Annotated in this window: 19 protein-coding genes; 4 read left to right on the top strand and 15 right to left on the bottom strand. The window is 58.6% G+C overall.

From position 1 onward, the window contains the following. Window positions 1-45 precede the first annotated feature (45 nt). A complete protein-coding gene (locus tag IFT84_RS01980) occupies window positions 46-867 on the top strand; it encodes an alpha/beta fold hydrolase (protein WP_192116960.1) in 822 nt (273 codons plus the stop codon). Between the two features lie 17 nt (window positions 868-884). Here the strand turns inward: IFT84_RS01980 and IFT84_RS01975 are convergent, their stop codons facing one another. Both IFT84_RS01975 and IFT84_RS01970 read right to left on the bottom strand, forming a co-directional pair. Continuing rightward, window positions 885-2135 carry an RsmD family RNA methyltransferase gene (locus IFT84_RS01975; RefSeq protein WP_192116959.1) on the bottom strand — a complete coding sequence of 417 codons (1251 nt, stop codon included), beginning with the start codon at window positions 2133-2135 and terminating at the stop codon, window positions 885-887. Further along, window positions 2132-2887 (bottom strand): TlyA family RNA methyltransferase, encoded by a 756-nt coding sequence (locus tag IFT84_RS01970; RefSeq protein ID WP_192116958.1) that lies wholly within the window; start codon window positions 2885-2887, stop codon window positions 2132-2134. The genes IFT84_RS01975 and IFT84_RS01970 overlap by 4 nt, the downstream gene beginning before the upstream one ends. 131 nt (window positions 2888-3018) lie before the next feature. On the opposite strand from IFT84_RS01970, the gene IFT84_RS01965 reads away from it, so the two are divergent. Continuing rightward, complete coding sequence (locus IFT84_RS01965) at window positions 3019-3390, top strand: COG4315 family predicted lipoprotein (RefSeq protein ID WP_192116957.1); 372 nt, start codon at window positions 3019-3021, stop codon at window positions 3388-3390. 44 nt (window positions 3391-3434) lie between these two features. Here the strand turns inward: IFT84_RS01965 and dxs are convergent, their stop codons facing one another. The 6 genes from dxs to IFT84_RS01935 all read right to left on the bottom strand — a co-directional run bounded on the left by dxs (window position 3435) and on the right by IFT84_RS01935 (window position 8649). Beyond that, window positions 3435-5393, bottom strand: coding sequence for a 1-deoxy-D-xylulose-5-phosphate synthase (dxs, locus tag IFT84_RS01960; protein WP_446737555.1), 1959 nt, complete (start codon window positions 5391-5393; stop codon window positions 3435-3437). Between the two features lie 121 nt (window positions 5394-5514). Further along, a complete protein-coding gene (locus tag IFT84_RS01955; RefSeq protein ID WP_192116956.1) occupies window positions 5515-5775 on the bottom strand; it encodes an exodeoxyribonuclease VII small subunit in 261 nt (86 codons plus the stop codon). Window positions 5776-5781: 6 nt separating this feature from the next. After that, window positions 5782-6708, bottom strand: coding sequence for a histone deacetylase family protein (locus IFT84_RS01950; RefSeq protein ID WP_192116955.1), 927 nt, complete (start codon window positions 6706-6708; stop codon window positions 5782-5784). 60 nt (window positions 6709-6768) lie between these two features. Beyond that, window positions 6769-7332 (bottom strand): biotin transporter BioY, encoded by a 564-nt coding sequence (locus IFT84_RS01945; RefSeq protein WP_192116954.1) that lies wholly within the window; start codon window positions 7330-7332, stop codon window positions 6769-6771. A gap of 37 nt (window positions 7333-7369) precedes the next feature. Continuing rightward, window positions 7370-7975, bottom strand: coding sequence for an energy-coupling factor transporter transmembrane component T family protein (locus tag IFT84_RS01940; RefSeq protein WP_192116953.1), 606 nt, complete (start codon window positions 7973-7975; stop codon window positions 7370-7372). Next, the gene (locus tag IFT84_RS01935) at window positions 7969-8649 is read right to left on the bottom strand and encodes an energy-coupling factor ABC transporter ATP-binding protein (protein ID WP_192116952.1); all 681 of its coding nucleotides are present in this window, start codon (window positions 8647-8649) and stop codon (window positions 7969-7971) included. The genes IFT84_RS01940 and IFT84_RS01935 overlap by 7 nt, the downstream gene beginning before the upstream one ends. 198 nt (window positions 8650-8847) lie before the next feature. Between IFT84_RS01935 and IFT84_RS01930 the strand changes: the two genes are divergently transcribed. After that, entirely contained in the window at window positions 8848-10035 is a 1188-nt protein-coding gene (locus tag IFT84_RS01930; RefSeq protein WP_192116951.1) for a winged helix-turn-helix domain-containing protein, read from the top strand. Window positions 10036-10155: 120 nt separating this feature from the next. Here the strand turns inward: IFT84_RS01930 and ribB are convergent, their stop codons facing one another. From ribB to IFT84_RS01915, 3 genes are all read right to left on the bottom strand, one after another. Next, window positions 10156-11256, bottom strand: a complete 1101-nt coding sequence (gene ribB / locus IFT84_RS01925; RefSeq protein WP_192116950.1) for a 3,4-dihydroxy-2-butanone-4-phosphate synthase — start codon at window positions 11254-11256, stop codon at window positions 10156-10158. 9 nt (window positions 11257-11265) lie between these two features. After that, window positions 11266-12363, bottom strand: coding sequence for a chorismate synthase (gene aroC / locus IFT84_RS01920; RefSeq protein WP_192116949.1), 1098 nt, complete (start codon window positions 12361-12363; stop codon window positions 11266-11268). Between the two features lie 78 nt (window positions 12364-12441). Next, a complete protein-coding gene (locus tag IFT84_RS01915) occupies window positions 12442-15129 on the bottom strand; it encodes a bifunctional diguanylate cyclase/phosphodiesterase (RefSeq protein WP_192116948.1) in 2688 nt (895 codons plus the stop codon). Window positions 15130-15377: 248 nt separating this feature from the next. Here IFT84_RS01915 and IFT84_RS01910 point away from each other — a divergent pair, with 248 nt between their 5' ends. Further along, window positions 15378-15638: a DUF1344 domain-containing protein gene (locus IFT84_RS01910; protein ID WP_192116947.1), complete on the top strand. Its 261-nt coding sequence runs from the start codon at window positions 15378-15380 to the stop codon at window positions 15636-15638. A 157-nt stretch (window positions 15639-15795) separates the two neighbouring features. Here IFT84_RS01910 and IFT84_RS01905 read toward each other — a convergent pair whose 3' ends face one another. The 4 genes from IFT84_RS01905 to IFT84_RS01890 all read right to left on the bottom strand — a co-directional run bounded on the left by IFT84_RS01905 (window position 15796) and on the right by IFT84_RS01890 (window position 19151). Further along, window positions 15796-16380 (bottom strand): histidine phosphatase family protein, encoded by a 585-nt coding sequence (locus IFT84_RS01905; protein WP_192116946.1) that lies wholly within the window; start codon window positions 16378-16380, stop codon window positions 15796-15798. Between the two features lie 9 nt (window positions 16381-16389). Further along, window positions 16390-17238 carry an enoyl-ACP reductase FabI gene (gene fabI / locus IFT84_RS01900; RefSeq protein ID WP_192116945.1) on the bottom strand — a complete coding sequence of 283 codons (849 nt, stop codon included), beginning with the start codon at window positions 17236-17238 and terminating at the stop codon, window positions 16390-16392. A gap of 229 nt (window positions 17239-17467) precedes the next feature. Then, on the bottom strand, window positions 17468-18490 hold the full coding sequence (locus IFT84_RS01895; RefSeq protein WP_192116944.1) for a DnaJ C-terminal domain-containing protein: 1023 nt from the start codon (window positions 18488-18490) through the stop codon (window positions 17468-17470). A gap of 205 nt (window positions 18491-18695) precedes the next feature. Next, entirely contained in the window at window positions 18696-19151 is a 456-nt protein-coding gene (locus tag IFT84_RS01890; protein WP_342212820.1) for an RT0821/Lpp0805 family surface protein, read from the bottom strand. Between the last annotated feature and the right edge of the window lie 73 nt (window positions 19152-19224).

Below are 19224 nucleotides of genomic sequence, written 5' to 3'. Positions count from 1 at the left end.
TTACTGTGCCGGGTTTCTTCTGTCTCAACGACGAAAGGATGACTCATGGGTAAGATCAAAACGCGTGATGGGCATGAACTCTACGTCAAGGACTGGGGCTCTGGCCGTCCCGTTATTCTCATTCACGGATGGCCGCTGTCTGCCGATAGCTGGGACGATCAGGCCTTCGCGCTGGCCAATTTCGGCTTTCGCGTGATCGCCTATGATCGGCGCGGCTTTGGCCGTTCGGACCAGCCATGGACCGGCTATGATTACGATACGCTCTCCGATGATCTGGCGGATGTGATTGAAGCCACCGGTGTGACCGATACCGCCATTATCGGCTTTTCCATGGGCGGCGGCGAGGTGGCGCGCTACATGTCCCGCCATGGTGGTAAGAATATCAGCAAGGCCGGGCTGATTGCTTCTGTCGTACCTTATATGTTGCAGACCTCGGACAATCCCGATGGTGTACCGCAATCGGTTTTCGATGATATTCTGAATGGCCTTAAAGAAGACCGCGCAAAGTTTTTTGCGGGCTTCTTCAAGGATTTCTACGGCGTTGGCCTGTTGTCCAGCCCGGTCAGTAACGAGTTGCTGCAGGCATCCTTCAACACGGCCATTATGTCCGGACTCAAGCCCGCGATTGCTTGCGTTCAGGCTTTCTCCTCGACGGATTTCCGGCCGGATTTGGCGTCCTTCAACGTACCGACCTTGATCATTCACGGCTCTGATGACAAGACCGTACCGGTCGATGCGTCCGGTCGCAAGGCCGCCGTCGGAATTGCCGGGGCGCAGTATCTGGAATATGAGGGCGCGCCGCACGGGCTGTTTGCCACGCACAAGGAGCAATTTACCCGCGATCTGCTGGCGTTCCTGAACCAGTAAACCGTGAAATCGTGGCGCTACTTTTGCAGCAGCGCCACGGCTTCCACATGTGGTGACCACAGGAACTGGTCAATCGGCGTAACCGACGCAATCGTGTAGCCTGCATCGAACAGAATGCGCAGATCCCGCACCATCGTCATCGGATTGCACGAAACGGCGGCCACCCGCTTTATGCCGGATTTCGCAATCTCTTTGGCCTGCATTTCCGCACCGGCACGCGGCGGGTCAAACACCACCCCGTCAAAGACCTTAAGCTCACTTGCCATCAGCGGACGGCGAAACAGGTCGCGCTTTTCGGTGGTTATCGGTTTCAGGCCGGGCACACCGCGCGTTGCGGCGTCCAGTGCTTTCAGGGCACGCTCTTCCCCTTCAACCGCATGAACCCGTGACTGGCGGGCCAGCCGCAGCGCAAAGGTTCCAGATCCGGAAAACAGATCGGCGACCCGTTTGCATTTTTTGAGGTGCGTCAGCACCAGCCCGGTCATGGCATCTTCGGCCTGCCTCGTGGCCTGGGTAAAGCCACCGGCGGGGGGACAGAGCAGTGTGCCGCCAAAATCCAGCATCGGCTTTTGCGGCTCAACGAAAATTTCGCCGTTCAATGACAGGCGTGCAATGCCGGGAAGTGTCAGAACCGTTTCAATCGCCATGCGGCGCTGGCGGTCGGACAGGCCCTTGATGCCTTCAAAGGCAAGATCCAGTCCGCTCAAGGTTTCCAGCACGACCACGCGAAACGGATCGGCATTCACCGCCATGCTGGACGCTACCGTGCGTATGGTTGCCAGCCGCCGGACGATGCCGGGGCTGGCGATGGGACATTCCTCGATGTTGACGATGTGATGGCTGCCCGCCTGGCTGTAGCCCAGCAGTAGTTCCTTCTCCAGCCGCCGCACGGTCAACACCGCCCGCCGCCGCTCGCCGGGCCGGGCAATCACCAGCGGCTCTACATGCAAGGGAAGGGCCTTGGATTTCAGCGCATCGACAACAATGCTGCGTTTGAACGCGTGGTATGTTTCGTCATTGGCGTGTTGCAGGTTGCAGCCGCCGCAGGTGCCATTCTTGCCCTCGGGGCCAAAATGGCGGCACGGCGGGGTCTGTCTCGCGGGCGAAAAGTCACGCTGCGACATGACCGTGCCTTCGGTCTTATTAACGGCAATGGAAACGGTCTCGCCCGGCAGCGTAAACGGCACATGCACCGGACCGTACGGCCCCGGCGCGACGCCATCGCCATGCAGCCCCAGCCGCTCTATGGTGACCGTTTCCACGCTCACGGCTTACGGCCCGCCAGCAGAAATTCCGCATTCCCATCACCTCCGGTAATGGGCGAGGGGATGAGACCGAGGCTCTGCCAGCCCATATCTTCCGTCAGCCAGCGCTCCAGTTCGGCGGCGACCGCAGGCGCGGTCTCCGGGTCTTTCAAAAGTCCTGCCTTGCTGATCGCATCCCGCCCCGCCTCAAACTGCGGCTTGACCAGCAGCACGCAAGTAGCACCCGGCTGTGCCAGTTCCAGCGACGGCGGCAGTGCCAGTTTCAGGGAGATAAACGACACATCGGAGACGATAAAGCTGATCTCGCGCCCGTCGAGATTGTCCTCGTCCAGCACGCGGGCGTTCAGCCCTTCCAGACTTGTTACCCGCGCGTCGCTCTGCAAGCGTGGATGAAACTGTCCGTGCCCCACATCCACCGAGATGACGTGGGCCGCGCCACGCTTCAGCAGCACTTCGGTAAAGCCGCCGGTGGACGCGCCAATATCAAGGCATTCGCAATCGGTCGGGTCCAATGCAAAGTGATCGAGCGCCGCCACCAGCTTCAACGCTGCGCGCGACACATAGTCCTGCGCGGGATCGTTAATCGTCACCGTCACGCCCTCGGCAAAGGTTGCGCTGGGCTTGGTGATCACCCGCCCGTCAACCGTCACCGTGCCCCGGGCAATGGCATCGCGCGCCCGCGAGCGGCTGGCCACAAGGCCCCGGTTCAAAATCAACTGATCGAGGCGGGTATCTGTTTTAGGTTCGTTTGACATGAGCCTCTCATGACTCGCCAGCCGTTGGGTGGCAAGTGTTTTTCCCGCGATGCTGCCTCAATTCGGATGAGAAGCAGGCGCAATTCTGGAAACGAGCGGGCAATCCTACCTGCTTCAATGGGAGAGAGACAATGAAACTGATTTTTATAACCGGAGCACTTGTTACTCTGATGACCATGGGTGCCTTTGCGGCAGAGCCCGCAAAAATGATGGACACCCAGGCTGGTCGCGTCTTTGCTGATAGCAAGGGCATGACGCTCTATACGTTCGATAAGGATATGAAGGGAAAATCGGCTTGTGCCGCCGACTGCATGAAAAAATGGCCACCGTTCATGGCGGGCAGCATGGCAAAGCCAAGCGGGGACTGGTCTGTTGTTAAAAGTACCGCTGGAACCGACATGTGGGCCTATAAAGGCAAACCAGTTTACACCTTTGCGATGGACAAAAAGCCGGGCGATGCCAAAGGCGAAGGCATGGGCGGCGTCTGGCACATGGTCAAATAAACGATAGGTCGGGAGCCTCTTCGCGGAGCGCTCCCGATCAAATTCTAGCGAAACGAGTCCAGTCCGGCAGCGCGCACATCGCCCTGACCAAGCGCACCAAACACGGTTTTCAAAATGCCAGCCCGGTCCAGTCCCGCCTTGGCATACATCACATCGGGCTTGGCCTGATCCATCCAGATATCGGGCAGCACCAGCGGGCGCACCTTCAGCCCGTTGTCCAGAAGGCCATCGGTCGCCAGAAACTGCAGCACATGGCTGGCAAATCCACCCACCGCACCCTCTTCAATCGTCACCAGAACCTCATGGTGGCGGGCAAGTTGGCGGATCAAGTCGTGGTCCAGAGGCTTGGCAAACCGGGCATCGGCCACCGTGGTGGACAAGCCGGCGGCTTCCAGATCTTCCGCTGCTGCCAGACATTCGGCCAGCCGTGTGCCGAAGGACAGCAGCGCAATTTTGCTGCCCTGGCGCAAAACGCGGCCCTTGCCAATGGCGAGGATGTCGCCACGCTCAGGCAGGTCGACGCCCACGCCTTCGCCGCGTGGATAGCGGAAGGAAATCGGCCCGTCATCATAGGCCGCAGCCGTGCGCACCATGTGTTTCAGTTCCGCTTCATCGGCTGCCGCCATCACCACGAAACCGGGCAGGGTCGCTAGATACGTCGTGTCGAACGAGCCCGCATGGGTCGGCCCATCGGCCCCCACCAGACCGGCACGGTCAATCGGGAAGCGCACCGGCAATCCCTGAATGGCGACATCATGCACCACCTGATCGTAAGCGCGTTGCAGGAAGGTGGAGTAGATCGCCGCAAACGGCTTATAGCCTTCCGCTGCCAGACCTGCGGCGAACGTTACGGCATGTTGCTCGGCAATGCCCACATCAAAACAGCGCGAGGGGTGCGCAAGCGAAAACTTGTCCAGCCCGGTGCCGTTCGGCATGGCGGCGGTGACCGCAACAATCTTGTCGTCAAAGCCCGCTTCCTGCACCAGCGCATCGCCAAATACGGCGGTGTAGGCCGGTGCGTTGGGCTTCACCTTCGCCTGCGCGCCGGTGATGACGTCGAACGTATTCACGCCATGGTACTTGTCGGCAGCCGCTTCCGCCGGCGCGTAACCCTTGCCCTTCTGTGTGACCACATGGATCAGCACGGGGCCCTTGGAGTTGTCACGCACATTGCGCAATACGGGCAAAAGATGCTCCAGCGAATGACCGTCAATCGGGCCGATATGGTAAAAACCAAGCTCCTCGAACAGCGTGCCGCCGGTCACATAGCCGCGCGCATGTTCCACGGCGCGGGTGATGGCCCGGTCCACCTTCTTGCCGAGGTAAGAGGTCAGCTTCTTGCCGATATCACGCATACCCATATAGGTGCGCCCGGAGGCGAGCCGGGCGAGATACGCGCTCATGGCACCGGTCGGCGGCGCAATCGACATGTCGTTATCATTGAGAATGACGATCAGCCGCGCATCGAGCGCGCCCGCATTGTTCATGGCTTCAAACGCCATGCCCGCCGACATGGCACCGTCACCAATCACGGCGATGACATTGCGCGGCGTGCCGGACAGATCGGCCGCCACGGCCATGCCGAGACCGGCGGAAATTGATGTTGAGGAGTGTGCGGCCCCGAAGGGATCGTATTCGCTTTCCGCACGGCGGGTAAAGCCGGAAAGGCCATTTTCCTGCCGCAGTGTGCGGATGCGGTCGCGTCGCCCAGTCAGAATCTTGTGCGGATAACACTGGTGACCGACGTCAAAAATCAGGCGGTCGTGTGGGGTATCGAATACCTTGTGAATGGCAATGGTCAATTCCACGACACCAAGACCCGCGCCCAGATGCCCGCCGGTGCGCGATACCGCGTCGATCATTTCCGCCCGCAGTTCGCTTGCGAGTTGCGGCAAATCCTTGTCGTCAATCTTTTTCAGGTCTGCTGGAAAATGCACCTGATCGAGAAGCGGCGTCTCTGGCCCAATATGGACGGCGGAGGAATTTTTGGGCAGTTGTGTCACGCTTGGCCTCAATCTTCGCACACTGGCGAAGCATACGGATGATCATGTTACGCATATGTGCGTGAATTTAGCCTATTACAGTCAAATATGGCTGAATTCAAAAGAAACCAGAGGGAAACACTTATTCGCCATCCAGCGGTTCCACGCCAGCCGGTTTTCCAGCCCGGTCCAGACGGATTTTCTCAATACGGTTTTCCGCAGCGTTCAGCAGCGTTTCGCAATGCTTTTTCAAGGCTTCGCCCCGCTCATAAATCTCGATGGACTGATCCAGCGCCACATCGCCCCGCTCCAGACGCGCCACGATTTTTTCCAGCTCATCCACAGCCGCCTCGAATGACAGGCCTGAGACGTCCGGTGCAGCAGCGTTGGGTGTTGAAGTCATGAACAATCAGCCTCTCATCAGTCGAAAGATATGAAGACCCGCCGATTCGGCGAGGCCTTCCAGATCATAACCGCCTTCCAGCACGCTGACTAACCTGTTTTGTGCGGTTTTCCCGGCAATCTCCATCAGCCGAGCCGTTGCCCAGTCAAAATCCTCCCCCACCAGATTGAGCGTTGCCAACGGATCGCGATGATGGGCATCAAAGCCCGCCGAAATCAGCAGGACGTCCGGCTCAAATCGTTCCAGCGCGGGCAGAACTTTGTCGATGAACGCCGCGCGAAACACCTCGCTGCCCGAATACGCGGGCAGAGGCACATTGACGATGTTTCCACAGCCGGTCTCTTCAGCGTGGCCGGTGCCGGGATAGAGCGGCATTTCATGGGTCGAGCAAAACAGAACCGATGGATCGTCGGCAAAAATATCCTGTGTACCATTGCCGTGGTGCACGTCCCAGTCCACAATGGCTACACGCTTGGCGCCATGTACAGTCTGTGCGTGGCGGGCGGCAATCGCCACGGTGTTGAACAGACAAAAGCCCATGGCCTTGTCTTTTTCAGCATGGTGCCCCGGTGGGCGACACGCGACAAATGCATTGGTGGCCCGGCCCAAAAACACATCATCTACCGCCGCACAGGCCCCGCCAATGGCGCTCAGCGCTGCCTGAAGGCTGGCAGGGCTGACATGCGTATCGGCCTCGATCTGCACAATGCCGTCATGGGGAATGGCAGCCTTGATGGCGAGCAAGTGGTGTTCCGGATGGGCCAGAAGCACTGCGCGCTCGTCGGCCAGCGGAGCCGGAGCGCGTCGAAGACCGGTAAACCGCTCGTGCTCCAGCGCGATGTGAAGTGCGCGCAACCGGTCCGCCCGTTCCGGGTGGCCGGTTGGCACAGTGTGCTGCAGAAATACGGGGCTTTCGTAGAGAACAGTTGCCATCCAAACCACTATAGTTGCCGCCATCGCCCTGTCGAGATGGTGCCTAGAGGTTTTTTCGCCTCAAGCTGTGCGATGCAGCAGTGGATAGCCGACGAGAACAGCGCGCGCCACCAGAGATGCAATTACCGCCTTGATGATATCGCCGGGGATGAAGGGCAGGTTGCCGATCAGCGCAGTCGTGAACGAGACATTGGCATAATAGGCGTACCAGAGAATGCCGATGGGGTAGACTACGGCGATACCGCCAACCAGCGATGCAATAAAGAAGCCTGTATACTGGCTGGGTGTGCTCTGCTCTTCCCGCACCAGATGCTCCGCCAGATAGCCAGTGACAAAGGCACCCACCACCCAGCCGACGATGTAACCCGCCGTTGGGCCAGCCAAAACGGCCAGACCGCCGCGTCCGCCAGACAGAATAGGCAGGCCCACGGCCACCATCAGCAGGATCAGCAGAAGGGTGAGAGCGCCGCGTTTGGCGCCGATAATGCAACCCGCGAGCATGATGCCCATATTCTGCGCTGAAATTGGCACAGCAATGCCCGGCACAGGAATTGGCACGATCAAGCCCAGCACAACAAAGATGGCGGCAAACAGCGCGATCAGCACAATATCGAAGGTCTTCATGAGGTAACGCCCGATTATCTATTAAATCCAGACTGATCTATGATCTGCGAAATCCGCGCGCGTCAATAGCCAGCGCAATTGTTTCAGCATCTTTTAATGTAAGAATGATGAGGGGGCCAAGCACCGTCAGCGGTTGCATTTTCAGTCCCCGTGCCGTGTGGGCATCGCGAATTGCTTGATAGCGTGCAGCCACTTCCGGCACGAACCGCAGCACTAGCCCAAAGGCCAGACTGATATCGGCAGCGTTGACGAGGCCAATCCGTTCCAGCGGCATCAGCAACCGGGTGATTTCCTCGATGAATGCGTTGATGGTGGTCGTGGCGGTTACACTGGCCGCCAGCAGCACCAGCGCCAAAAGCCGCAAAAACACGGCAACGGCCATCATCGCGCTCTCTGTTAGCCACACCAGAACAGCAACCAACAGGATCAAAATAACCATGGACGACAGCCGGGACAAAGCCTCTTTCACGGGCAAACCGACACTGGCATAAAGCCCCAGCGCGACAGCGAAAGCGAGACCGAGAAGCATAATACTTTTTAGCGGAACCAGCACGATACCCGCGATGAACAGCGCAATCAGCTTGATCCGCACCGGTGTGCGATGCAGAAAGGATTGCCCCTCGACATAGAAGCTTTTCAGCATCCGGCGACCTCATGGTAGGCGGCAATCACCGCGTCCGGTGCGCCATCGGCCAGCAAGCGCCCCTCGTGAAACAGCAGCACCCGCTCGAATGTTTCCAGCAAGGGCAGATCATGGCTGACGACGATGGCGTGTTCGCGCAACGCGTCCAACGTCTTGGCCACACGCTGGCGGTTTCTCAGGTCCAACTGGTTTGTCGGCTCATCCAGAATCAGCACCGAGGGGCCGGTCACGGTGACGCTGGCAATGGCCACCAGTTGCGTTTCCCCGCCGGACAGTTCGTGCGCGCGCCGCCCTGCCAGATGATCAATGCCAAAACGCGCCAGCACCGCATCGGTTTGCGCTGTCATTTCGGTGCCGCTCAGCCCCCGGTTTTTCAGCCCAAAAGCAATGTCATCGCGGACAATCGGCATGATGATCTGGTTTTGCGGGTTCTGAAAGATATAGCCAACCGTGGACAGAACCGCTTTCGCGTCCGTCACCGTATCCAGACCATTGACGGAGACCGTGCCCGTCCCCGGTTTTACCAACCCGTTAATCAACCGGGCAAAGGTCGTTTTGCCAGAGCCGTTCAGGCCGATAATGCCGATGCGGCTCTCCCGCAGCGTCAGTGTCAGCGGGTGCAGCGCCACGCGGTTGCCGTAGGTCACACTCACATTGGTAAAGCAGATGTCCAAGCGTCATTACCCCAGTCCATTTCCGTCCTTATAGGCACCTCTTTAGCCCAAGAAAATGCCATTTGCGATTGGTCGGAGCATGGCCATAAAGCATTTCCAGTGAAAGCGGAATCGCTTTCACGTCCTTACAATGCGGCAAAACAAGAGGTTAGAGTATTTTTGGCGGACATGTGTTCGCCAAAAATGCTCTAGTGAGCCATGGCGATTCGTATCGAGAACACGCAGGCACGGCGCATCTTTCTGGACCGGCAAGGTCTTGGCCTCAGCCCCACCGCAAAGCTTGGCAAAGTGGGCCTGTTGAGCCTTATAGAGCAGATCGGCTTCGTGCAGGTGGATAGCATCCGAACGGTTGAGCGGGCGCATCACATGATTCTGTTTGCCCGCAACCAGACCTACCGGCGCGAGGACCTGACCGCGCTTCTGGAAACAGACGGGGCGTTGTTCGAGCATTGGACCCATGATGCGTCGATCATTCCGGCAAACTTCTTTCCCTACTGGAAGCACAAATTTGCCCGCGAGCAGCCGGTCCTGATGGAGCGCTGGCGCAAATGGCGGCGCGAGGGGTTCGAGGACGCGTTCGAAACCGTGTTGTCGCGCATTCGCGATCAAGGCCCGGTCATGGCGCGGCATCTGACCCCGGATGATCACGTCTCCGGCGGCTGGTGGGAGTGGCATCCGGCCAAAACCGCGCTGGAATATCTTTGGCGCACCGGCCAGTTGTCGATTGCGGGCCGCGTCAACTTCCAGAAAGTGTATGATCTAGCGGAGCGGGTCATTCCGGCCCACCATTACGACCAGTCTGTCAGCCATGAGGCATTTATCGACTGGGCCGCGAGCGCCGCGCTGGACCGTCTGGGCTTCGCCACACCGGGTGAAATTGCCGCCTTTTTCGATATCATCACGCCGGTGGAAGCGCGGCAGTGGGTGCTTGCCAACGGACACCGGCTGGTGAACGTGGACATTATGCCCGCCGATGGACAGAAGCCTCGTCCTGCCTTCGCCTGGGCCGATGTCGAGACACGCTTTGCCGATCTACCGCCGCCGCCCGCTCGCTTGCGGGTGCTCAGCCCCTTCGATCCGCTGCTGCGCGACCGCGCCCGGGCCGAGCGCCTGTTCGGCTTTTCCTACCGTATCGAAGTGTTCGTGCCGGAAGCGCAGCGCGTTTACGGCTACTATGTTTTCCCCCTGCTGGAGGGCGACCGGATGATCGGCCGCGTCGATATGAAGGCGGATCGCAAGGCCGGAACCATCATGGTGCGGCGGCTATGGCTGGAACCGGGCGTGCGCGCCTCCGCCGGTAGGCTTGCCCGTCTGGATGCCGAACTCGCCCGTATCGCTCGTTTTATTGGTGTGGAGAATGTGAGCTATGGTGAGCGCTGGCTCTAATTGCTCATTTTAAGCATATTCTTTTCGATCCTCGCTTCGCTCCGTTCGGAATATGCTCTAACTCCCTGTTTCGTCGCATTGTCCGGAGGTGAAAACAACTCCGTTTTCACTGGAAATGCTCTAAACAATCTCCGTCTCGCTGATACGGATACCAAACCCTTCCAGCCCCACATAATGGCGTTCGCGCGAGGCCATCAAGCGGATGGAGGACACGCCGAGATCTTTCAATATCTGTGCGCCCAGCCCGATTTCCAGCCATTCGCTTTCGCGTGCCCGCGCCTCGTCATGATGCTCGCGGTCCTGCGAGACCGTCCGCGCCTCATGCGAAGCCCCGACCCCCACTGACCCCTCGCGCAGATACACGACAATGCCGCGCCCATGGGCGGCGATACGGCGCATGAAATCTTCGACAGGCCGGTTGGCGCCGAACACATCGGTGCCAACGTTTTCCAGATGCAACCGCACCGGAATATCGACGCCATCGCGAATATCGCCAAACACTACGGCCAAATGCTGCATCGGGTCCCACGGCAGGGCGTAGGTATGCCCTTTCGCCTTGCCGAACGGGGTCTGAATATCAAACACGTCGCCAAGCTCGATCAGCGTTTCCTTGCGCTGCCGGTAGGCGATGAGATCGGCCACCGACACCTGTTTCAAGCCATTGGCCTCGGCAAAGCCCGCCACCTGCGGGCCGCGCATCACGCTGCCATCATCGTTGACCAGTTCGGAAATCACGCCGATGGGTGGAAGGCTCGCCAAACGGCAGAGGTCTACGGCGGCTTCCGTATGGCCGGAGCGCATCAGCACGCCGCCTTCGCGCGCAATCAGCGGAAAAATATGGCCGGGACGAACAAAATCATGCGGGCCAACATTGTTGTTGGCAAGGTTGCGCACTGTCAGCGTGCGGTCGTCAGCGGAAATTCCGGTGGTCGTGCCATGCTTGAAATCGACCGAAACCGTGAAGGCCGTGGTGTGCGCCGAATCGTTTTCGGCCACCATAGCGTTCAGATTCAGGCGTTTGGCCTCCTCACGCGGCATGGGAGTGCAGACAATGCCGGATGTGTGGCGCACGATAAACGCCATCTTTTCCGGTGTGCAGTGCACGGCCGCTACGATCAGGTCACCCTCGTTCTCACGCCCGTCATCGTCCATCACAACGACGATTTCACCCGCCTCAAAGGCGCGGATGGCGTCGACAACACGTTTCTGATCGTAAGCCATGGGCAGGTCCTATCGCTGGCGGCCGGTCTGGCCCCGGTCTCTGATGTAATGGTCGGCAATGGCGCAGGCCACCATCGCCTCGCCAATCGGCACGGCACGAATGCCCACGCAGGGGTCATGACGGCCCTTGGTGCGTACATCCACGTCGCGGCCTTGCGAATCCACCGAGCGGCGCTCGGTCAAAATAGAAGAGGTGGGCTTGATTGCAAAGCGCGCCACGACGGGCTGCCCCGTGGCAATGCCACCCAGAATGCCCCCGGCATGGTTGGACAGAAACACCGGTTTGCCATCTGCGCCCATGCGCATTTCATCGGCATTGTCTTCGCCGGTTATGCCTGCTGCGGCAAAGCCATTGCCGATTTCCACGCCCTTGACGGCGTTGATCGACATGAGGTTGGACGCAATGTCCTGATCCAGCTTGGCATAGACAGGTGCGCCAATGCCCGCAGGCACGCCGTCCGCCACCACTTCAATAACAGCACCCACGGACGAGCCAGCCTTGCGGATGCCGTCGAGATACTCTTCCCACACCGGCACGATAGCCGCATCGGGGGCGAAAAACGGGTTCTGGTCCACCTGAGCCCAGTCCCAGTTGTCGCGGTTGATGGTGTGCTTACCGATCTGCACCAGTGCGGCCCGCACTGTCATACCGGGTACGACAAGACGCGCCAAGCCGCCAGCGGCCACGCGCGCTGCGGTTTCACGCGCGGACGAACGCCCGCCACCACGATAATCGCGAATGCCGTATTTGACATCATAGGTATAATCGGCATGGCCGGGGCGGTAGCGGCTGGCGATGTCGGAATAGTCCTTGGAGCGCTGGTCGGTGTTCTCGATCATCAGCGAAATGGGCGTTCCCGTGGAGATCATGGTTTCACCGTCTGCGTCCAGCATCACGCCGGACAGCACGCGCACCAGATCGTCCTCGCGCCGCTGCGTGACAAAGCGGTTCTGCCCGGGTTTGCGCTTGTCCAGCCATGTCTGTAACTGCGCAAGCGTGAAACGCAAGCCGGGCGGGCAACCATCCACCACGCAGCCAAGCGCAGGCCCGTGGCTTTCCCCCCATGTGGTAACGCGGAACATATGACCGAAGGTGTTATGCGACATGAAATCAACCGGTATGGAGCGTTATACGTCGCCTACTCCTAACCATATCGCCTGAAAAAGGGAAACGGTTTATGCGCATCAGGAGGCCATGCGCCAGCCTTCGCGCGTGGCCAGAGCGGCAAAATCCGCAGCGGTAATCGGTCGGGAAAACGCATAGCCTTGCAACACATGACAGCCCATCACGGTCAGCATTTCCGCGTGCTCGATTGTTTCGATCCCTTCGGCCACCGTATCGATTCCCAGAGAATTGCCGATTTCGATAATGGCACGCACCAGCGCGCGCTCATTGGTGGAGTGCAAAACAGGCAGAATCAGTTGCCGGTCGATCTTCAACCGGCGTGGCTTGATTTTCAAAAGACTGATGATGGACGAGTGACCCGACCCGAAATCGTCCAGCTCCACATCGATGCCCATGGCCTTGATATCGGCAATATTACGGGTAACGACCTCGTCATGATCATCAAGGAAAATCGATTCCAGCAGCTCAAAGGCAATCTCTCCCGGCTGGAACGACAGACCATCAAGCGACGCCATCAGGCCACTGTCGCTCAAGCGCTTGGCTGATACATTGACGGAAATTTTCGGCACCTGCAGCCCCATCTTCAGCCATCGCGCCCGGTCCGCCAGTGCCTTTTCCAGCATGATACGGTCCAGCGCGGCCATGACGTTCAGGTCCTCGGCAATTTTCAGGAACCGGGCTGGCGGTAGCACCCCCTCGCGCGGGTGGTTCCAGCGTATCAGTACTTCAAGCCCGACAAGATTGAGCGTGCCTGCCTCAATCTGCGGCTGGTAATAGGGCACGAATTGATCACCCTCGATGCCTCCCAGTATTTCATCGGCGATGCGCTTGGTGGTAACGATTTCCGCTTGCAGCATTTCGGTGAAGAATTGCCACTGGTTGCGCCCGTTTTCCTTGGCACGGTAGAGCGCAATATCGGCATTGACCAGCAGTTGGCGTGCGTCGATACCTTCGCCCTTGTCCTGCTCCATCGCAATGCCGATGCTCACACCGAACCGGCAGGAATAGCCGTTGTAATCCACTGGCTGGCGCATTTGCACCAGGATACGCTCGGACAGTTCACTCAGATATTGCGGTGACGTCACATTGGTGATCACCACCACGAACTCATCCCCGCCAATGCGCGCAATCAGATCAGTGGCGCGGACGTTTTTGCTCAAAATTCTGGAGGCATGTACCAGCATGGCATCGCCCGCCGCATGGCCCAGCGTATCGTTGATCTGCTTGAACCGGTCCAGATCGATATGAAGAATGGCAATGCCACCGCTGTGCAGACTGGCTTGTTCGGCCATGTCCTGCAGGGCATCGTCCAGCTTGCGGCGATTGCCGAGACCGGTCAGCGGGTCGTGCAGCGCATTGTGCTCAATCCGATTTTTGGCCTCTTCCAACTCTATATTCTTGGCGTCGGAACTGGCCTTGGCCCCCAGCAACTGGGCATTCAGTTCCTTGTCCTGCGTTATATCCCAGGTCAGGCCCGTCAGTTTTTTGCGACCTCGGGAATCAAAATGGCTGGTGCCAACGCTGCGAAGATATCGCACGCCATCATCCGGAGTTATGACACGATACTCGAAAAGAGTTTCACCCACCTCCCGCTCGGCTGCGACGCGAAAGCCCATATCCAGACGTTCGGCGTCTTCGGGGTGCATGACCGGACGAAGACTTCTGTAATCGAACATGCCACCTTCGGGCTGGTTGTGAAACGCTGCCATTCGATCGTCAAACATCATGGACCAATCGGTCGTATCGATTTCCCAAATGCCGATGTTGGACGCTTCCAGCGCAAGGCCCAGCCGTTGTGACAGCGCCGCCACACGGTCTTCCTGCATTTTCAACGCACTCCGGCTGCGGCGTCTTTCGCTTAGAAGACCGCCAATCAGACAGATGACAAAGAACATCAGGCCAGCCGAGATCGCAAAGCTCAGGCGCATCGTGCTCAATTCCGGCGGGGGCTGGTTCCAGCCATCGGTCGGCACGCCGGCAATGTCCCATGTGCCGCCCATGAAAGCAATGGAGCGCATTTGGGGTGCACGGTCGAATATGTCAGCCGGACCAAAAAAGACCTGTTGCGGCAATCCCGCGGCGGGCGCGGTTCGCATGGCGATATCGAGTTTCACCCGATGCGGACGGTCTGAAAGTCCTTTGCCCGGCGTGTTCAGACCGGCGGACGCGTATAGCTTCGTCTCGTCTACCATGGCGACCACCACGCCCCAGCCAGCCACCGGCACGATAATATGAAACCCGCTTTTACCAGAGGCCAGCCGGGCCGGGCCTGTCGTCATCGGGTGCATGGTGCTTTGGGCAGCTGCCACAGCTGCGCGCAGGTGCTCGACTTGCAGAAGGTCGGTGTTGAGCACCTCACGCATCTGGGACGCGGGATAGGCCACGCGAACAATGCCCGCCGGCGCCAGCGCCAGATACATCAGCGATGGGTTCTGCCGTAAGGTCAGTTGCGCATGCTGCGCCAATGTCGGCATGCTGATTCCCGGCTTATCCGTTATCACGTTGGTCAAGCCGCGAACGCTGATAACGGATGTATTGATCTCGCTGATCATACGCGCGGCAATCAACTCAAGCTGATTGCCTGTCCGTAACGATAATTCTTTCTGAAACACGGTTCGGCTGCGCAATTCCACCGCGTAGCCGATCCCGACAATGATCACTGTCGCGATGCCAGCCGGAATCAGCCCAAGTCTGACCCAATGGGTCAGGGCATGTCGAACCCCAGCAGTGCGGGCCAGCCTGATCAATCGTCTCTCCCCTTTAAATTAATGATTAGAAATATAAGTAATAAATAAATTGTAAAGTTTTTGGAATTTCAGGCAGAGTGCCAGCCGACGGTCGAGCCGACCGGTCAGATCATCTAAACGCTTCATTAACCATGATTATTTGGAGGAAGGCAAACCTGAAATGGCCTTGAGGGCGAGCAATTTTTGCCACATTCAGCTGGCATTCATGATGCCACGATGATTGACCTGATTCCCGAAGGTGTGAACCGATGCGCTATGTTGTTGCTGCCCTGATGGCCACCGCCAGCTTTTTATCGCCGCTTTCTGTCTTTGCCGAAAGCGCGGATATCGAGGCCACGATCACGAAAGTGGATACGAATGGCCTCAGCCTGTCGCTGGACGACGGCAAGAACTACCAGGCTCCCGAGGAGTTCAATTTTGATGGTTTGCAGCCGGGCGTGAAGGTCGTGGTGTTCTACACCGAGGTGGACGGCAAGCGCGTCATCAACGATCTCGAAATCGTTCAGTAAGCCTGCCAGCGCGTTTTCGTCCAACGGGATTTCGCAAACGCGCTTTCACGCTTGCTAGAGCATTTCCAGGGGAAACGGATTCGTTTTCACGTCCGCACAATGCGACAAATCAAAGAGTTCAAGCACCTCTGGTGAACATGCGTTAACTGGAAGTGCTCTAAATCCAGCGAACGCTGTCGCCGTTGATTTCCAGAATACGATCCTGATGCATTTCGGCCATGGCGGCTGCATCTTTCGTCATCGCGCCGGTCAGTTTGAAAACCGTGCGGATAATGCCGCCATGGGCAACGCAGACGGTTGGTTGCGTGACACTCTGCAACCATGAACCCACCCGCCATGACAGGATTTCATAGCTTTCCGCATCCTCGCCCGGCGGGATGAAGTCCCACTTGGCGCTCTCGCGTTCGCGGACCCGCTCCGGGTTTGCGATTACCAGCTCTTCCATGGTCGAGCCTTCCCAGTCGCCGAAAGACACCTCCTTGAGGCGGTCATCTGTCCGGTAACCCTCAGCGGGCAACCCCATGGCCACGCGAATGCGCTCCATGGTCTGGCGGGTGCGGGTGAGGGGGCTGCTGACGAAATCGAACGTGCCGACCCGGTCGCCGATCAGGCGACCCAAAGCGAGGCCGTTACCGGTTGCTTGCGCGCAACCGGTCTCGTTGAGCGGAATATCCTTTTGCCCTTGCAGCCGGGCTTCGGCGTTCCAGCTCGTCTGGCCGTGGCGGATCAAATAGATCAGCATGACCGGCGTTTATTCCTTGATGACGGAGATATCCGGCGCGTCCACAGCTTTCATGCCGACTGTGTGATAGCCGGAGTCGCAGTGGTGAATTTCGCCCGTCACGCCAGTGGACAGGTCTGACAGCAGATAGAGCGCCGAATTGCCGACCTCGTTGATGGAGACCGTGCGCTTCAGCGGCGCATTGTACTCGTTCCATTTGAGGATATAGCGGAAATCGCCGATGCCGGATGCGGCGAGAGTCTTGATCGGACCTGCGGAAATGGCATTGACGCGAATGCCGCGACCACCGAGATCGACTGCCAGATAGCGCACACTGGCTTCCAGCGCGGCTTTCGCGACACCCATGACGTTATAGTGCGGCATGACCTTTTCTGCGCCGTAATAGGTCAGCGTGATCATCGAGCCGCCGTCATTCATCATCTTTTCTGCGCGAGCGGCAACAGCGGTGAACGAGTAGACGGAGATATCCATGGTGCGGGCAAAGTTGTCACGGCTGGTCTCAACGTACCGGCCGGTCAACTCGTCCTTGTCGGAAAAGGCGATGGCATGCACGACGAAGTCGATCTTGCCCCATTTTTCTTCGAGTGTATTGAAGACGGCATCAATGGTTGTCAGATCAGTCACGTCGCAATGGCCCGCCATGACAGCATTCAGTTCTGCGGCCAGTGGCTCCACGCGCTTCTTCAACGCGTCACCCTGCCATGTCAGCGCGATTTCCGCGCCGGCGTCGGAACAGGCCTTGGCAATGCCCCAGGCAATCGAACGATTGTTGGCGACGCCCATGATCACGCCGCGCTTTCCCTTCATCAGGCCAGATGTGTTCGTTTGTTTGTCCTGACCGTCAGCCCCGTCAACCATGGTATGTCCTTTTTTATATCGCAACTCGCCCTGTGCACGGCATACCGCAAAGCCCGCACCGGCATACATATCCGCTTGGGAATGCCAGCCTCTGACATTCCCTCAAATTCAGGTATCAGCCTATGGCATAGGCTTCATCCCGGTTCAAGCGTGGGTGGTATCAGGAACTGTTAGTGACCGTAATAATGGGTGCGCAACCCGTTTCACTGCGAAACCGTGAGGTGACAGCTTACAAATACAGTCCCTCGCGCATGCTGCGCAGCAGGTCGGTAATTTTCGGGTCGGGTGTTTTCCACAGCATCAACCGGACATCCACCAGCAAATCGCCGCGTCCTCCATCGGGTTTCGGAAGGCCTTTGCCTTCCACACGGATGATCCGTTCGGAGTCCGACCACTCCGGCACGGTAATGGATACCAGCCCCGTGGGCGTCTCCACCGTGGTCTCGCATCCCAGAACACCGTTGGTCAGATCAAGCGGCAGCATAACGTGCAGGTCATGACCCTCGGCCCGGAAGCGCTCGTCGGTCGCAATGCGCACCGTCACCAGCGCATCGCCGCGCCGCATGTCGGGAAACCGGTAACCCTGGCCGGTCATGCGAATCACGTCGCCGTCCTTGACGCCGAGGGGCAGGGACAGCTTGACCGCCTGCCCATTCGGCAAGGTGACGGTTACGCGGGCTCGCGCAAAAACCTCGTCCAGTGTCACCACCACATCGCAGGCAATATCTGGAACCTGCTCCGGCGGTTCGGCCCGGCGCAAGGCCGCATCGCGGATTTTGCGCACGATGGACGATACCAGATCGGAGGCAGGCGCAGCGGTGCGCGCAGCCGTCGGGGGTGCCTCGGTATCGTTGCCTTCAGATGCTGGCTCTTCAACTCTTGCCGCTTGTGGCTCGACACCAAAGATCCGGGCAATAATGTCGTCGGCTGTTTCGGTCTTCTGGTCGTTCTGCGGGGCCGCTTCGGCTTCTGCCTGTTCCTGCATGCGGGCCTGTTTCATCCGTTCCATGCGGCGCAACTCGGCTTCGCGCCGCAGTTCCGCCTCGCGGCGCATGCGGTCATACCGGTCGCGCAGCGTGGGATTTTTCAAGACCTCGTAGGCTCTGCCAGCTTCGGCAAAACGCGCCGTGGCATCGGGATCGCTCTGGTTCTGGTCGGGATGAACAAGCTTGGCCAAGGCGCGCCATGCGGCCTTGATTTCTTCAGGTCCGGCATTTCTTCGAACACCCAGCACAGAATATGGATCGCGCATTGCCTCACCCCTGAACCGTCCGTCAACCCGAGATCATGTGGTTTCAGGCGTCTAATATAGCATCGAAACGCGCGTCATTCATCTCCGGTTCCGCTGGCAGATGAGGATGATCCCGAAAATATTAACGATGCCTTACCGAAGCTGTCTGCTAAGCAGCAGCTTCGTGTTCATCCGGTGTTTTAGAGGATTGTGGTTAATGTGGTGCTCAGCCCTGCGGCGCAAAGCTTAACATGTGCCATTCACCATTGGGCAGAAGGCAGGTCTGGCCGTTGAAGTTGGCAATGCCGCCATAGGAATGGCGCGTGGTGCTGAAATCCCGGCAGACGGTTCCGTCGGGGTCACGTTTTTCCGTAACGGCATTAATCACACCGGCGCTGCCCGATGTGGTGTTGGCCCACGGAATAGGCTGTTTGCCGACCATCGACAGATCGGCAGAGGTCACGGCATTGCGAACGGTCACCTGATCGGACACGTTGTCGGTGCTCTGGTCCTTCGGCAGGGAGCCGGTCTTCACCGTGCGATCTACCTTGAAGCTTTCGGCAATATCCAGCCCGCCGCCCATACATCCGGTGAGCATGATGCAGCTACAAATTGTCGCCACGCGCGCTGCATGTCTGCGCGCAGCCTTGGTCTTTGCCTTCGTCTTTGCTATGTGTCGCACGGATACCCTGTTCACACTTTCGAGCCTTGGCAATCAACTTGGCAACACACTTGCCAATATCAAGTACAGGACA

This window comes from Rhizobium sp. CFBP 8762 (assembly GCF_014841565.1).
GTDB lineage: Bacteria > Pseudomonadota > Alphaproteobacteria > Rhizobiales > Rhizobiaceae > CFBP-8762.
Note: the sequence above shows the minus strand (reverse complement) of the source record. Positions and strands in the feature narration are given on the sequence as shown.

Excerpts from the sequence above, each read along its gene's own strand:
- IFT84_RS01980 (WP_192116960.1), top strand. The coding sequence starts at position 46 with ATGGGTAAGATCAAAACGCGTGATGGGCATGAACTCTACGTCAAGGAC.
- IFT84_RS01970 (WP_192116958.1), bottom strand. The coding sequence starts at position 2,887 with ATGTCAAACGAACCTAAAACAGATACCCGCCTCGATCAGTTGATTTTG.
- IFT84_RS01965 (WP_192116957.1), top strand. The coding sequence starts at position 3,019 with ATGAAACTGATTTTTATAACCGGAGCACTTGTTACTCTGATGACCATG.
- IFT84_RS01955 (WP_192116956.1), bottom strand. The coding sequence starts at position 5,775 with ATGACTTCAACACCCAACGCTGCTGCACCGGACGTCTCAGGCCTGTCA.
- IFT84_RS01950 (WP_192116955.1), bottom strand. The coding sequence starts at position 6,708 with ATGGCAACTGTTCTCTACGAAAGCCCCGTATTTCTGCAGCACACTGTG.
- IFT84_RS01945 (WP_192116954.1), bottom strand. The coding sequence starts at position 7,332 with ATGAAGACCTTCGATATTGTGCTGATCGCGCTGTTTGCCGCCATCTTT.
- IFT84_RS01940 (WP_192116953.1), bottom strand. The coding sequence starts at position 7,975 with ATGCTGAAAAGCTTCTATGTCGAGGGGCAATCCTTTCTGCATCGCACA.
- IFT84_RS01930 (WP_192116951.1), top strand. The coding sequence starts at position 8,848 with ATGGCGATTCGTATCGAGAACACGCAGGCACGGCGCATCTTTCTGGAC.
- ribB (WP_192116950.1), bottom strand. The coding sequence starts at position 11,256 with ATGGCTTACGATCAGAAACGTGTTGTCGACGCCATCCGCGCCTTTGAG.
- aroC (WP_192116949.1), bottom strand. The coding sequence starts at position 12,363 with ATGTCGCATAACACCTTCGGTCATATGTTCCGCGTTACCACATGGGGG.
- IFT84_RS01910 (WP_192116947.1), top strand. The coding sequence starts at position 15,378 with ATGCGCTATGTTGTTGCTGCCCTGATGGCCACCGCCAGCTTTTTATCG.
- IFT84_RS01905 (WP_192116946.1), bottom strand. The coding sequence starts at position 16,380 with ATGCTGATCTATTTGATCCGCCACGGCCAGACGAGCTGGAACGCCGAA.
- fabI (WP_192116945.1), bottom strand. The coding sequence starts at position 17,238 with ATGGTTGACGGGGCTGACGGTCAGGACAAACAAACGAACACATCTGGC.
- IFT84_RS01895 (WP_192116944.1), bottom strand. The coding sequence starts at position 18,490 with ATGCGCGATCCATATTCTGTGCTGGGTGTTCGAAGAAATGCCGGACCT.